The organism is Chryseobacterium amylolyticum, assembly GCF_051011775.1.
Classification (GTDB): Bacteria; Bacteroidota; Bacteroidia; order Flavobacteriales; family Weeksellaceae; genus Chryseobacterium.
The window spans coordinates 402,942-418,018 of sequence record NZ_JBPCHX010000006.1; the positions used below are offsets into that span (position 1 = coordinate 402,942).

The 15,077-nt window shown below is 38.7% G+C and carries 15 protein-coding genes; 8 read left to right on the forward strand and 7 right to left on the reverse strand.

Annotated elements, in window-relative coordinates:
• Window positions 1-125: 125 nt before the first annotated feature.
• Complete coding sequence (locus ACR1PO_RS18345; RefSeq protein ID WP_433987703.1) at window positions 126-3,002, forward strand: TonB-dependent receptor; 2,877 nt, start codon at window positions 126-128, stop codon at window positions 3,000-3,002.
• A gap of 5 nt (window positions 3,003-3,007) precedes the next feature.
• Complete coding sequence (locus tag ACR1PO_RS18350) at window positions 3,008-4,525, forward strand: TSUP family transporter (protein ID WP_433987704.1); 1,518 nt, start codon at window positions 3,008-3,010, stop codon at window positions 4,523-4,525.
• A gap of 284 nt (window positions 4,526-4,809) precedes the next feature.
• On the opposite strand, the gene ACR1PO_RS18355 is transcribed toward ACR1PO_RS18350, so the two are convergent.
• From ACR1PO_RS18355 to ACR1PO_RS18375, 5 genes are all read right to left on the reverse strand, one after another.
• Window positions 4,810-5,499, reverse strand: coding sequence for a type 1 glutamine amidotransferase domain-containing protein (locus ACR1PO_RS18355; RefSeq protein WP_433987705.1), 690 nt, complete (start codon window positions 5,497-5,499; stop codon window positions 4,810-4,812).
• 7 nt (window positions 5,500-5,506) lie between these two features.
• Complete coding sequence (locus ACR1PO_RS18360) at window positions 5,507-6,415, reverse strand: helix-turn-helix domain-containing protein (RefSeq protein ID WP_433987706.1); 909 nt, start codon at window positions 6,413-6,415, stop codon at window positions 5,507-5,509.
• A gap of 122 nt (window positions 6,416-6,537) precedes the next feature.
• Window positions 6,538-7,476: an NAD-dependent epimerase/dehydratase family protein gene (locus ACR1PO_RS18365; RefSeq protein WP_433987707.1), complete on the reverse strand. Its 939-nt coding sequence runs from the start codon at window positions 7,474-7,476 to the stop codon at window positions 6,538-6,540.
• Window positions 7,477-7,886: 410 nt separating this feature from the next.
• Complete coding sequence (locus tag ACR1PO_RS18370; RefSeq protein ID WP_433987708.1) at window positions 7,887-8,276, reverse strand: DoxX family protein; 390 nt, start codon at window positions 8,274-8,276, stop codon at window positions 7,887-7,889.
• A gap of 278 nt (window positions 8,277-8,554) precedes the next feature.
• On the reverse strand, window positions 8,555-9,538 hold the full coding sequence (locus tag ACR1PO_RS18375) for a polysaccharide deacetylase family protein (RefSeq protein ID WP_433987709.1): 984 nt from the start codon (window positions 9,536-9,538) through the stop codon (window positions 8,555-8,557).
• 89 nt (window positions 9,539-9,627) lie between these two features.
• Between ACR1PO_RS18375 and ACR1PO_RS18380 the strand changes: the two genes are divergently transcribed.
• Genes ACR1PO_RS18380 through ACR1PO_RS18390 form a run of 3 tightly spaced genes read left to right on the forward strand, consistent with a single transcriptional unit; the run spans window position 9,628 to window position 11,235 of the window.
• Entirely contained in the window at window positions 9,628-10,482 is an 855-nt protein-coding gene (locus ACR1PO_RS18380; protein WP_433987710.1) for an AraC family transcriptional regulator, read from the forward strand.
• 50 nt (window positions 10,483-10,532) lie between these two features.
• Window positions 10,533-10,991: an NUDIX hydrolase gene (locus ACR1PO_RS18385; RefSeq protein ID WP_433987711.1), complete on the forward strand. Its 459-nt coding sequence runs from the start codon at window positions 10,533-10,535 to the stop codon at window positions 10,989-10,991.
• Window positions 10,992-11,007: 16 nt separating this feature from the next.
• Window positions 11,008-11,235: a hypothetical protein gene (locus ACR1PO_RS18390; protein ID WP_433987712.1), complete on the forward strand. Its 228-nt coding sequence runs from the start codon at window positions 11,008-11,010 to the stop codon at window positions 11,233-11,235.
• Between the two features lie 62 nt (window positions 11,236-11,297).
• Here ACR1PO_RS18390 and ACR1PO_RS18395 read toward each other — a convergent pair whose 3' ends face one another.
• Window positions 11,298-11,789, reverse strand: coding sequence for a hypothetical protein (locus ACR1PO_RS18395; RefSeq protein WP_332386724.1), 492 nt, complete (start codon window positions 11,787-11,789; stop codon window positions 11,298-11,300).
• 202 nt (window positions 11,790-11,991) lie between these two features.
• Between ACR1PO_RS18395 and ACR1PO_RS18400 the strand changes: the two genes are divergently transcribed.
• On the forward strand, window positions 11,992-13,200 hold the full coding sequence (locus ACR1PO_RS18400) for an SH3 domain-containing protein (RefSeq protein WP_433987713.1): 1,209 nt from the start codon (window positions 11,992-11,994) through the stop codon (window positions 13,198-13,200).
• A gap of 523 nt (window positions 13,201-13,723) precedes the next feature.
• Window positions 13,724-14,209, forward strand: coding sequence for a hypothetical protein (locus tag ACR1PO_RS18405; protein WP_332386722.1), 486 nt, complete (start codon window positions 13,724-13,726; stop codon window positions 14,207-14,209).
• 51 nt (window positions 14,210-14,260) lie between these two features.
• On the opposite strand, the gene ACR1PO_RS18410 is transcribed toward ACR1PO_RS18405, so the two are convergent.
• Window positions 14,261-14,650, reverse strand: coding sequence for a Fur family transcriptional regulator (locus tag ACR1PO_RS18410; RefSeq protein WP_002979333.1), 390 nt, complete (start codon window positions 14,648-14,650; stop codon window positions 14,261-14,263).
• 87 nt (window positions 14,651-14,737) lie between these two features.
• Here ACR1PO_RS18410 and ACR1PO_RS18415 point away from each other — a divergent pair, with 87 nt between their 5' ends.
• The gene (locus ACR1PO_RS18415; RefSeq protein WP_433987714.1) at window positions 14,738-15,076 is read left to right on the forward strand and encodes a MerC domain-containing protein; all 339 of its coding nucleotides are present in this window, start codon (window positions 14,738-14,740) and stop codon (window positions 15,074-15,076) included.
• The last annotated feature ends 1 nt before the right edge of the window (window position 15,077 follow it).

The following is a 15,077-nucleotide window of genomic DNA, read 5'->3' on the forward strand; positions in this document are numbered from 1 at the left end:
GCCACCCCTCCGGAGGAGGGGAATTCTAAGCCCTTCAATTGTAATATGAAACCATATTGAAGATTTTCATCATTAAAGGTAAAAATTCAGACAGCTTCATTCTCAACCTAAAAAATGAAGAAAAAATGAAAAACAAAAAGCAGGGAAATTTTCTACCAAAAGCAGGCATTATTGCATTTACATTTCTATTTTTTAACCTGGCAGAAGCACAGCAGCAACTCATAGAGCTTAGCGGTAGCATCAAAAATACAGGTACGCATAAAGGTCTCGATTCTGTAAAAGTACAGATCGAAAACACACAGGATACTGCATTAACCGATCAATCGGGTAATTTTAAGCTCAGAACAAGGGTTACCATTCCGTTCCGGGTGGTTATTCAGAAAGATGGGTTCACCGGCCAGACTGTAGAAATACTTTCACCTTCCAACAAAATAACGGTAGGCCTTAATCCTCAGAATACCATCATTGATGATGTGGTGATTTCAGCCTCCAGAGTTCCGGAAAAGATATTAAGATCACCAATAGCTATTGAGAAAATAGATATTAAAACCATCAGAGAAAGTCCGGCTGCTTCGTTTTATGAAACCCTGGAAAACGTAAAAGGATTACAGCTATTAACTTCCAGTCTTACGTTGAAAATTCCGAATTCAAGAGGTTTCAATTCACCGAACAACTTCCGTTTCATGCAGTTGGTTGATGGCGTTGATGTACAATCAGCAACCTTGGGCGTACCGCTGGGAAATGCCATAGGGCCTACAGAACTGGATATTCAGTCGATGGAAGTAACTCCCGGAGCCGCTTCAGCATTGTACGGAATGAATGCCATTAACGGACTCGCGAGCTTACAGACCAAAGATCCGTTTACCTCCGAAGGAATAAGCGTTTATTTCCGTGGCGGAGTTAACCATGTAGATAATGTGAGCCACAAAATAAGCTCCCTGAGTGAAAGCGCCATACGGTTTGCAAAAGTATTCAATAAAAACTTTGCCGTAAAGGTAAACGCTTCCTATTTCAGCGGAACAGACTGGATTTCCAATAATCAGACCGATCAGAACCTGGGATCATTAGTTACCGCCAATCCAAATTTTTCACTGCCCAATAATCCCGCTGAAGATCTCTGGAATAAATACGGTGACGAAAGAAACAACCGTGTTGCCGTAAAAGTGGATTATAACGGCAAACCAACCACGTTCAATGTTTCCAGAACAGGATATCTTGAAAAAGATCTTGTGAGTCCTGATGTGAAGAACATTAAGCTTGATGCAGGATTATATTACCGTTTCGGAGATCAGTGGAAAGCATCCTATGTATATCGTTACGGCTTGCTGGATGGAACTTTTCAGAGAGGAAACAAAATCCGTCTGCAGAATGCCACGGTTCAGAATCATAAAGTGGAACTGACAGGAAAAGAATTAACATTCAGAGCCTATGTATCCATAGAAAATACCGGAGATTCCTATAACCTGAAGCCTTTAGCAGACAATCTTGATCTGACCAATCTTTCCAATGCCAACTGGAAAAATATATTCCAGACCGCACTTCAGAACAGCCTGAATGCCGGAACCAATCTTAATGATGCTTTCCTCCTTGCCCGCCGGGACGCCGATAAAAACAGGGCTGTACCGGGAACTGCAGCTTTTGAGCAGTTAAAGAACACCATCATAGGCATCAATAACTGGGATTCAGCGAATGCTGGAATTGCAGGAGCACCAGCAACTGGAGGAGCCAAGCTTGAACAGAAATCCCGCTTTTATCAGGGTGAACTTACTTATGATTTCAGCAGATTTGTGAAGATATTCAACCTTCTCGCAGGTGTGGACTACCGTTTATATAGCATTACTCCTGATGGAAACAATTTTGTAGATTTCAACCGTCCTGTCAATGAAAGGAATATTCCCTTAGCTGATGGTACCTTCGGAAAAGATGTTATCTATCAGAAATATGGAGCTTTTGCACAGATTACCAAACTTCTCTTTGATGATAAATTAAAAATCAATGCCGCTTTACGGATCGACAGAAATCCGGAATTTGAAGCCAAACTTAATCCAAGGATAAGTGTGGTTTATTCTCCGGTAAAACAGCATAATTTCAGGGCATCTTTTCAAAACGGATATCGTTTCCCTTCGTTATTTGAAGCACTTTCATTCGTCAACAACGGAAACGTAAGAAGAGTAGGAGGCCTTTCAAAAGTAAATGACGGATTAGGCTATCTGGAAAATTCCTACACATTGGCTTCCATCGATAAATTTACTTCAGCGGTAAATGCAGACGTAGATGCAGGAAAAACCCAAAGTCAGGCAGCTCAGGATAACAAACAGCTTTTAATAGTAGCCAATCTGCAGAAGTTACAGCCGGAAAAAATCAATTCATTTGAAGTAGGGTATAAGTCTGCTTTTTTCAATAATAAACTGGTGCTGGACTGGGATTTCTATTATAATATCTACGAAGGATTCCTTGGACAGGTAGAAGTGGCGGTGCCTAGAAACAGCCAGGTAGGAAGCAATGCAGCAGTCCTTGCAATGCTCGACAGAAGCAAGCAGGATCGTTACAGGGTGTATACCAACAGCAACAGTACCTACAAAAGCTATGGGACATCTCTTGGAATCCGTTATAATATTACAGGAAATTATAATGTTAATACCAATGTTTCTTATAATGATCTGGCTTCCAATAATACTTCAGACTTGTTTGTTACGGCTTTCAACACTCCGAAATGGATGGTGAATGTAAGTGTAGGAAACAGAGAGATTATCAAAAACATCGGATTTACGCTTGTTGCAAGATGGCAGAGCGGTTTTATGTGGGAAAGTCCTTTGGCATCCGGAGAAATTCCGGCCTATTATACGATTGACGCCCAGGCTACATGGAAGCTGCCTGAAATTCATGCCAATATCAAGATTGGAGCTACCAATCTGCTGAACCGCCGTTACTTCCAGTATGCAGCAGGTCCCGAAATCGGAGGACTGTATTATCTCGCTTTTACTTATGATTTAAAACTGTAATCAGGATGAGCAATTCTTTATATCCCGTATTTTTAAAACTTGAAAACCTTTCACTGCTGATCATTGGCGGCGGAAAGGTTGCCCTTGAAAAATTAGAGTCAGTACTGGGAAACTCTCCGGATACATCCATCAGGCTGGTGGCGAAAGAAATTATCCCTGAAGTCAGAATCTTACAAAATCAGTTTTCCAATATTACCCTGCATGAAAGAGCATATAGTGATCATGATTTTAATGATACGGATCTTGCTATTATCGCGGTAAATGATATAGAACTGGCCGGGGAGATCAGAGAAAAAGCCCAGGAAAAAAGTGTGCTGGTGAATATTGCCGATAAGCCTGATCTGTGTGATTTTTATTTAGGCTCCATTGTCAAAAAAGGAAGTCTTAAAATTGCTATTTCCACCAACGGGAAATCTCCGACTATCGCTAAAAGATTAAGAGAAACCTTCACAGAGGTTATCCCTGATGAAATGGATCATGTACTGGACAATATGCAGCATATCCGTAATCAGCTGACCGGAGACTTCAACTATAAAGTGAAAGAACTCAACAAAATCACGACAGAATACCTGACGGATGGAAAAACTTATTCAAAGGCGGACAAAGAAATTGAAAAACTGATCAGCATTACCAAAACAGCCCAGAGAAAAGCCAATATCTATCTGGCCATCATAGGTGTTTTACTTCTTTCCGGATTATTTGGACTTGTAGTTTATCAATTTAATCTTTCAGATGATATCCAATATTTTCTGAACAAAGACGGCCATATTTTTTACTGGATGCTGTTTGCCGGTTTCATGGCAGAAATTGTTGCTGGATCTATGGGAATGGGCTATGGAGTAATCTGTACTACCATCCTTTTACTGCTGAATGTACCGCCACCTGTTGTGAGTGCAAGCATTCATTCTGCGGAATCTTTTACTACTGCTGCCGGAAGTTTCAGTCATTATAAATTGGGAAATGTCAATAAGAAAATGGTTTGGGTACTGTTTCCGCTGGCTATTGTAGGTTCTGTCATCGGTGCTTTAACACTTTCCCATTATGGCGAACATTATGCTCACATTGTAAAACCGATTATTGCCTGCTACACTCTGTATCTTGGAATTAATATCTTAAAAAATGCATTCAGAGATAAAAAGTCAGGGCTAATCAGAACCAAACGGAGAACCAATCTCAGAATATTAGGATTGGCTGGCGGCTTTATAGATTCTTTTGCAGGAGGAGGATGGGGCCCGTTGGTAACCGGAACGCTGATCAAAGAGGGAAGGATTCCCCGTTATGTTGTGGGAAGCTCTACTGTTGCCAAATTTTTACTGACTATAACAAGTGCAGTGACCTTCATCTTTACCATTGGTATCCATCACTGGAATATTGTGTTAGGGCTCTTGCTGGGTGGTGTTTTTACAGCTCCGTTTTCAGCAATGCTTACATCAAAGCTTCCGACAAAGAAAATGTTTGTGGTAGTGGGAATAGTGGTGATCATGATGAGTCTGGTGACAATAATAAAATCCTTTTTATCATAGGGAACAGCATCATAAATAACGCGAAGATTTTAATGTTTTACTTTAATCCGAGGAATCATAGGGAGAAAAATCAATAATTAGGATTTATTGATAGTATTATTACTCATTTTCAGTAAAAATCTGAAACCATTAAAACTTTGTTTTTTTACTTTTGAGTGCTTTTTAAAACGTAAAGAATCTAATTTATTAACTTACCATTTCAAGGAAGCAAAGACAGGAATGAATAAATTGATTCTTTTTGAACGGATGTATAGCCAAAGCTATTATCATATCATTGCCTGTTTTTATTTTTCAAGTTCACGAACTACTACTTTAGCCATTTCTTTGGAACTGAAAGGATTTTGTCCTGTAATCAGATGACCGTCAACCACAACATTGGAAGTCATCGGAATAAAAGCTTTTTTATAATGTACCCCCCGTTCTTTAAGGGCGGCTTCAAGATTAAAAGGGACTTCATTTTTCCTTCTTGCCAAAGTTTCTTCAAACCAGTCGAATCCTGTGATATTCTTATCTTTAATCATGTATTCACCATCCGAAAGTTTTACATTCAATAATCCTCCGACTCCATGGCAGATCGCTGCAACCATTTTACTATTTTCATATTGGTCTCTGAGCATCGTCTGTAAAGTTATATTATCAGGGAAATCATACATCGTTGCATGTCCGCCGGCCAGATAAATGCAATCGAAAGATTCATTCTTTACCGCATCAAGGCTCTTTGTATGGGCCAGTTCATCCATGAATTCAGGATTTTCATAATATTTTTTTGAAATCCCATCCAGGACCAGAGGTTTCAGGCTTTCCGGATCAACAGGAGTATTTCCGCCTTTAGGGGAAGCTATGGCCATCTGCCAACCTAGCTCCTTTGCAGCATGGTAAATATGGGTAAGCTCACTCAGCCATAAACCTGTTTTAAGATAACCGCTGGCATACTGATCTACGTTCGTTACGACTAGCAATATTTTTTTCATCATGATAATGTTAATTAAAAGATTTTCTGAATTCTAGCGGTGAAACAGCAGTCTGATTTTTAAATAAACGGTGGAAGGACTGAGCATGTTCAAATCCTAAATTATAAGCAATTTCAGAAACAGATAAACTGGTAGTGGAAAGCAGCTCTTTAGCCTTTTCAATCACTCTGTTCTGAATATGCTGCTGTGTGGTCTGTCCCGTATTAACCCTTAACATATCACTCAGATAGTTGGGGCTGATATTCATTTGAGCTGCCACAAATTGTACCGTAGGAATCCCGTCGATCAGCAGTTTTCCATTTTTAAAATAATCGTCCAGTAAACTTTCAAGCTGGGTCAAGAGATCATGGTTCACTTTTTTCCGGGTTAAAAACTGGCGGTTGTAGAATCTGTCGCAGTATTTCAACAGCAAATCGATATTGGATACCAGTAAATCCTGGGTAAAGCCATCCATATTGGCTTCAATTTCCCTGCTGATATTATCCAGAATATCCGTCACAGATTTTTCTTCTTTTTCCGAGAGGTACAACGCTTCATTAGTGGTATATGAAAAGTAGCCATAATCTTTTATTGTGGAAGCCAGCGGATATCCCTGCAGAAAATCCGGATGAATAACCAATACATTTCCCCTTACCTCAGCAAGCAGTATATCTTCAAACTGCAGTACCTGATGAGGAGCAATAAAATACATGATCCCATCTTCAAAATCATAATAATGCTGTCCGTATTTGCATCTTCCCGCACAGTCTTTTTTAATGGAAACTACGTAAAAATCGGTGGTTACTGAACTCAGGATCGTTTCAGGATCAATATTCACCTCATTAAAATCAAATACACTGATCAAAGGATGTGAGGGTCTTTTCAGGTTCAGATACTTATGCAATGCTGTGATCGAGGTTACTTTTTCGGGAGCTTTCATTTTATTTCTTTTTTACCACCCCGTCAAAAATTCTTGGAATTTTTGCCACCCCTCCAAAGGAGGGGAATATTTTGCCCTTCGGTTGCGGTGATGGCGTCTCTAAGGTACTTATTTTAACAGGATTATTTTGCTTTTTGCTGTTCTTTTTTTATTTGTTCTATTCCCAGTCTGTAGGCCGTTACCTGAAACTCCGGGAATCTTTTCCTGAATTTTGAGTCATCAAACAGATTATCATATTGATATCTTGGAAGCAGCTCTTTTAGTTCTTTTGCATTTTTACTGAACAGTGATCCTATACTAAAAGCCAGCTTCGGAATCACAGAATACCTGAATTCTTTCCCGTAGACCTGAGAAACCAGAGCAATGAATTCTTTGTAGTTCATCTTGTGGCTATCCACCGGTAAGTGCCAGGTCTGGCCATAGGCATCCGGTGTATTTCCAATGAGAGCAGTTGCACGGCTGGCATCAGGGGTCCAGATAAGGCTTCTTATCTTATCATCCCTCAAAGGAACCTTTAGTTTTTTACCATCTTTAATGGCGTTGAAGATAAGGGTATTGGTAATACTTTGGGTTTTTCCCGGGCCATAAAACTCAGGGGCCCTGCAGATAACAGCATCATCTATTGTTCCGGCTTTCATTTCTTCCAAAAGCATATCTGCCATCTGCTTTCTTACGATTCCTTTTCTTCCTACAGGAGCAAAACGGGTTTGTTCCGTCAGAATCTCATTATTCTGAGGATACATGTACGTGTTATCAAAAAACACCAGTTTTGTTCCGTTGATTTTACAGGCTTCAATAACATTTTTCATGATGGTCAAAAACTGTCTTTCCCACAAATCTGTATCCATAGGAAGCCCAAGGGTAAAATAAGCAATTTCACTTCCTTTCACGGCTTCTATTGCTTTTTCTCTATCTGATAAATCTGCTGAAAACAGAGTATCAGTTTCATTCACTTTTTTGGCATTTCTGCTCACAATGCGGATGTCTGAAGTATAATTTCTCTTCAGTTCTCTTGCCAGTTCTTCACCAATCTGCCCATTGGCACCTAATATAGTTTGCATCGTTTTTTATTTTGAGGGTTAGCTGTTTCACTGAAAATCAATTGAATACTTTCAGTTGATTTTATTTCTGATACAAAATTCGGGCATAATTATAAAAACAGAGTAGCTGAATCTATGGAAGTTGTAACATAATCTCTGAACAATGTAATAAAGCAGGAAAATAATCAGGCTGAGTAAGTAAAAATACAGCAATGGATCATTATTTTAACCACAAAAGGCACAAAAGTTTTAAACACTTCAATTTTTCATACAACACTTAGTGTGTACTTTCCTGCGGTATCATTTTAAACTTACTTAAATGAGCTTAGGTGCTTTAAAATGAAGCCTTTTGTGACTTTTGTGGTTTGGTAAAGTTTAAACAACTTTATAATAATCAGGTATAATTCTTTACGCTCTCAGCCTTACTGATCTTATTTTCGATCCAAAGCCAGGTAATTATCCTCAATTCTGCTGATCAGAATATAGAACAGACCTGCATAGATCATCTGAATCCCCATTGCTTCCCAGTTTTCAACAGTACTGCTTCCGAAAAGGAGCAGGATAATCAGGGAGGCTCCGGCCATGGCAGCAATACGGGTTTTAAATCCAATAATTAGCAGCACACCAATTGTAAATTCGAGAAAAGGGAGCGTAACGCCAAAAAGGTGAACCAACGGCTGTGGAAGCCAGCTTGTTTCAAAACCTTTCATCATTCCTGATGCAAAATCCTGTAATTTTACCAGTCGGACCAATCCGTGTCCTAAAAAATTGATTCCCATCGACACACGAAGGAAAAAATAGGCTGTTTTTGTATTATTCATAAAGGTAGTTTTGGATGGAAGCGGGAAGCCGGATGCCGGAAGGTATAAATCTGCTATGATTCACTTTATTGTGTTTATCAATTATGCTGTAATTTGTTTTTAAGGCCTTCAATAACTTCCTTCCTCCAGCCTCCAGCTTCCTTACTTATATTTTTTTGATAGAAGCCGGATGCCGGAAGGTATAAATCTGCTATGATTCACTTTATTGTGTTTATCAATTATGCTGTAACTTGTTTTTAAGGCCTTCAATAACTTCCTTCCTCCAGCCTCCAGCTTCCTTACTTATTAAACTTTTCTTCACTGTTATCAACCGGAGTATCCGGATCATTTATCACCATTTTTGCTATATCATCTTTTCTCATAAAGACGACACCCTGCTTTTCTCTGGTATATCTGATGAATTCCTCCATGGCATGTACCATTGCCGGCGTCCCGCCAATTCTGTCATGAAAACTGATGCTCATCATCCTTCTTTTAGAAGCTCCTTCTTCATACAGGCGGTCAAATTCAAACTTCAGCTGTGCCAGAAACTGATCCGGGCTCCAATGCTTTCCTTCTATAGTAACGATATCATTGTTCCGTAACGTATAAGGAATGACCACAAAATTTTTCCCTTTTACTTTTGTAATAAAAGGCTCATCATGGCTCAGGTCGTCTATATGATATAAAAAACCCAGTTCCTGCAATACCTTAAGGGTATTCGGGCCTCTTCTCAGCCAATTACAGTTATAACCTACCGCTTTCTGCCCGGTAATCTTTTCCACTACATCTACACCCTGTTTTACAAAATTCAGCTCATCAGCATAACTTTTATTCCATTGATTATCCCAGGCAATGCCGTGAGCGGCAATTTCATGACCTCCTTTTGCAATAGCTTTAGCCACATCAGGATACTTTTCAGCAGCAGTTCCCACCACATGAGAAGTTACTTTGATATCATACTTTTTCCATAAATCCAGCATCCTGTAAATTCCTTCATTCCCGCCATACCGGTACCAGCTTTCTGCGGGAAGATCAGGTTGTCCTTTGGGCAGGGGAGTACCGCTGAACGGACTTTCAGCACCTTCAGGCTGTCCGCCTGTTTCAAACTGCATAGAAACGGAAATAACCAGCTGAGCCCCGTTCGGCCAGTATTTTTTGGTTGGAACCTGTGCCTGAGACAGCTCCTTTTTCTCTCTTTTATCCTTATCATGATGGTCGGAAAAGGACATTAAAACGATTGTTGAAGCAAGCAACAATACTGATTGTTTTATATATTTCATTTTGAATGTATTGATAAGGCAAAATTCATCAATAATGACTCAGTCTGTATTGTAAAAATTAATGGTAAATTTGTAAAAATCCATTTTTTATGAAGCGAATTGTTAATTTTAATTCTTTTAATGTTTTCAGTATTGAAAAGGAAATATGGGATGTTGAATATCATAACCATAACTTTTATGAGCTGATTATTATAGAGCATGGCAAAGGATTTCATCACCTCAACAACGTAACTTTTCCCTACAAAAAAGGAGATGTTTTCCTTTTGAGGCCAAGTGATGCCCATGAATTCACCATTACAGGTAAAACACGTTTCATTTATATAAAATTTACCGAACAGTATATCTGGCAGAACCATTTGTCCCACCAAAATAATGAGCTTAAAAAAATGGTTCAGCTTCTGATGGAAAACCATTCTTTTGTATATGAATCCGTGATTAAAAATAAAACAGATAGAGTACACCTGTTACGGCTGGCCCGGATTCTTCTATATGAATTCAACCATAAAAACATGTACAATAAAGAGATCACGGCTGATCTTTTTTCATCCGTTATTACAATTCTGATCCGAAATACAATACATACCAGTACTGCCAAAGAATGGATGACCCAAAATCTGAGCAGAATTGAAAAGATACTGTACTATATCAATGTCAACGTTCTGGATGCTGATAAAATGAAAATTGAGAACCTGGCTGAAGAATTTATGCTTTCACCCAATTATATCAGTATTTATATCAAAAAACAGACAGGTTTTTCCATACAGCAGCACGTTATGCAGCATAAAATAAAAACTGCTGAAAAGCTCTTGCTTCAAAGCCGTTATAATATCAGTGAAATTGCCGACAAACTGGGCTTCAATGATGCAAGCCACTTCAATAAAATATTCAAAACATACAAACAAATGTCACCCTCTGGGTTTAAAAAGAAAAGTATATCCTATTGACCATCCGGTTATATATTTTTCATATCTTTAATAATCAAATCCTTACGTCCATGAAAACAAGTGCCGGTATTTTGCTTTTTAAAAAAGAAAAAAACAGTCTGTATTATTTTTTGGTACATCCCGGTGGTCCTTTCTGGAAAAATAAAGACCTTGGAGCATGGTCTATTCCCAAAGGTGAAATTCTTGCTGATGAAAATCCATTGGAACGCGCCCTGACAGAATTTGAAGAAGAAACGGGTAAAACCCTAGACGGAAAGTTTATCGAACTGTCACCCATTAGGCAGAAAGGAGGAAAAACCGTTTATGCCTGGGCCTTAGAAAGCGATCTTGACACTTCAGGTCTTTACAGCAATAGTTTTCCATTGGAATGGCCTCCCAAATCCGGTAATATAATGGAAATTCCGGAAGTAGATCAATGGCAATGGTTCCCTTCAGAAGAAGCGCAGCAGCGCATCAATACAGCGCAGAAAGATTTTATCACAGAACTTGAACATATAATGAATCAATAACACCTAAAACAAAACCATGAAAAAATTAAACAGAAAAACATTGAAAAACATTATCGGGGAGATCGGTATTGAGCTTAATCTTCCTCTTCCCGTAGGCGTTTGCCTTGGGAACCTGCTTTCTCTATGCCCGCCCCATTCCCATTGCCGGGCAGATGAAAGATGTTATCCTGATGCTGCAGGTCCCTGCATTAACGGGTTGTGTCCTTCAGGTTATCACTGCCATTCGGAAGAATGTGTACGGTAATATATCAAAAAATAAAACGTTTATCAGGCTGATAAACGTTTTATTTTATATATCTCAAAGTTTTACCTTTTTATTCCGATCGCTTTTAATGCACTGGATGTTAAAAAAATATCATCAAAAACTGTAAGTGATTCCACATCATTATATCCTGTAGGGATCAGATCATTTTTATTAAAAGATAATTCAATGGAAGGATCATATGCAGCGATGATTCTCACCTTTGAATATCCGTTATAATCTACCTTAAAGCCCTCAAACATACAGTTCTGTTCTGCCTTCTGATATTCTGCATATTCTTCAAATCCGGCAACATCCGTTCTTTTCCCGTCATTATGCCCCAGGGATTTCCATTCCGTATAATTTTTAGGTTCTTTCAGAATATTCCCTTTACGGTCTACGGGAACAAACATTCCAAGAGTCAAGCGCTTCTTTAAGAAATTGGCATAATTATTCATCAGATTCAAAATCTGAAGATCGGCATACCCTTCGTGAGAATAATACTCCAGCACGAAAGTGGTCATCGGAATCAGCTTATGAGAAGCATCAGTCGGCATAATTAGTCTTTACTTTTTTTGGCCGATAAAAATAGTATTTTTATTTACTTTACCCAATGGGAGATGATGAATAGCATGGAATTTATACCGATTCTGAATAACAATAATCGTAGGAAAGCCCTTGATTTTTCAGTAATTTTGAAGGAAATAACAGTATAATAATAACAAAACCTTTTCTAAAAAGGTTTGCACCAATGACAATATGTTGAAAAAGATATTATTAGGAACCGGCATCATTCAATGCTGCTTTTACAATACTATGGCTCAGAAACCAGGTGAAAAGCCGGTTTATACATCAGAATGGGGACATCTCTTCCGTGAAAAAGGAAATAATAAAGATCTTTTAGGAATCTTTTCTACAGAAGCACCTGTTTATCTTCTGGATTCTACCCAGACACAATACAAAGTACAGGTAAGCAACGGGGATATCGGTTTCATAGACCGCCAGCCTTTACAAAAAACCATGCACGGTAATAAATCTTCCGGCGAACCAGCCCAGTATTTCTACCGTGGGCCGCAGGGACAGCAATGTCCGCATTTCTATATACAGGTATCGGAACTTCGGGTGCGAAAAGGTCCTACAACAGAAAGTACGCCGGTACGGAGAGCTGCTTTAAATGAGTTGGTCTGTATTGATTATGTTCCTTTATATCAGGATGGCTGGGTTTATATTGGTGATCATTTCCATGAAAATCCGGAATATATCCAGATGAAGTACCTTGGTTCTGAACTTACCTACGAAAAAGTGCTGAAAGACTATCTTGCAGTAAAAGGTAAAAACAAAGAAAAAGAATTGACGCAGGCTGGAAGGTTACGTGAAATCGCCTGGATGGAGGATAAAAATCTTAAACAGGCTTTACAGTACTGGAAAGAATCCAATGCCGGTATAGAAAACACGAAAACAGATATCGACTTTGAACTTCTTCTGGCAGAGCAGTTTGCAAAAAAACCTGGAACAAAGGACTATGAAAAGAAATTAAAAACCCTGAACATGCATTTCTTATGGAAAGAAACCGCACTTTTTGACGGCAAAATAACAGACTCCCAGATGAAAAAACTGGAAATGCAGAGAGTGAATGATATTCCCGATATGCCGGAATGCGGATGGGAACCTCAATACTTCTATAAAACACCTGACATCATCGTTGCTTTTGAAGAATATAAAGGAAAAATTTCCGGAAGCATCTACAAAATGTCTTTTACCAACGGTGAAGCTTTGGTTTTAGGAAATGAGCGTATGGATTCCAATTATGATGAAAGGAGTTTTGTAACCCGTTTTGGGGATCTGCTTTCATCACGCTGGATTTCCTCTCCACACGAATATCATATCCAGAATGGGGATGCAGGACTTTTTATTTTTACCTTTAAAGACGGAAAGCTTTTCAGCTATGAATGTATGTACTATTGCTAAATGAATCCTTAATTATACTTATCAATAGAAGCGGGCTAAAGCCCGCTTATTTTATTATCCGCCATTTCAAATGCTTCAGCCAAACCTATACGATATTAAGTTTCGGCTGAAGCCGAACTATCTGTATGCAATTGTTAGAACGGGCTAAAGCCCGTTCCTATTGAATATTCATACCATTCTCAGATATAATACCAGGTTTATGTATCAATAGAGGCGGGTTTTAACCCGCTTATTTCATCATCCGCCATTTCAAATGCTTCAGCCAAACCTATACGATATTAAGTTTCGGCTGAAGCCGAACTATCTGGATGCAATTGTTAGATCGGGCTAAAGCCCGTTCCTATTGAATATTCATACCATTCTCAGATATAATACAGGTTTATGTATCAATAGAGGCGGGTTTTAACCCGCTTATTGATTAATGACCCTATCAACGGCTTCAGCCAAAACTTAAAATATTATCCAACATAAGTGATTAAATTTGAAAGGTGTATCTTTACCACACCAAACAAAATATTATTATATGTCATTTATCACACCGGAAGGAGCCAGGAAGGCTCAGCTATCCTTATCTGAAAGAGCGCCCGTTGCGCATGCTCTTCTTTCAGGAGCAGAAAATATTTCGAAATACAACAGTGGAGTATGTCATGATGCTGTAGCGTATGCATTATATATGCGCGGTGCATCTATAAGCCCTTCTCAACTGGCAGAATCAGCCGGGCAAAAATGGTTAACCGTATTTAACTATCCGGCAGGGGAAAAATGGGACGGATATTCGCCAATCCCGGCAGGAAAAGCAATCGGTTTCTACAGACTGATTGATAAAAGCTGGTTTCATTCAGCAGTTACTACAGGAAAAGGAAATGAAATCAGATCCGTTAATGGATTTTCATTAGGATCTGCATGGTCTGTACCTGTAGACATGAAATGGGTATTAGGTAAAAAGAATGCTGACGGTACCTTCAATTATGATGGAACCAAAATAGAAGTCTATATCTCTTCCTTATAACAAATCACAAAGGTAAAAAAGCAGATCAATACGCTTTTTTACCTTTTCGCTTTAAGCATCAGCACATTTCGGACATATCCCGCTGATAATAAAATTGTACTCCTGTGCAATAAAGTGTTCCGGCAAACTGATTTCCGGAATCGCATTTTCAATACACGTTACAGAATGACATTCTTTGCAGTTGAAATGAACATGATTGTGAAAATGCTGTTCATGTGTACATTTTCCGCTGCACTTTGCAAAATTTACCACCCCGTCAATATTAACGATCTTGTGTATGGCACCTTCGTTTTCAAGCCTTTCCAATACCCTGTAAATGGTTACCCTGTTACACAGATCACCTAATTTCTTCTGAATATCAGAATGCGTAAGGGCTACATCCGAACCATTGATAAGGTTTAAAATTTCAGTCTTGGCATGCGTATTTCTGACCTGTTTCATATTTTAATGCAACAAAGTTGCGATATTTAATTTTTTATTTCTACTTTTGCAACAAAGTTACAATAAGAAAATTAATTCTGGACTATTATGAAATCAAAAATTCTTGATGCTGTAGGAATCTCCGCTGCTGTTCTATGCCTGATTCATTGTATTGTTTTCCCGTTATTATTAATTGTTCCCTTAGGAATATCACACAATCCTTATATTGATCTCGTGTTTCTTTGTATTGGGGCTGTTGTTGTTTTCAGGGTAACCAAAAAGATAGAAAAACGCTGGCTAAAGATTTTATTCTGGACTTCTGTTTTTCTCATCTCTATTTCCATCCTCACCGATATACTATTGGAGATTCATGTGCCATTGATCTATATCGGAACTGCAGGCTTAATAACCGGCCACCTTATCAATTTTAAAAATCACAAACATTAAA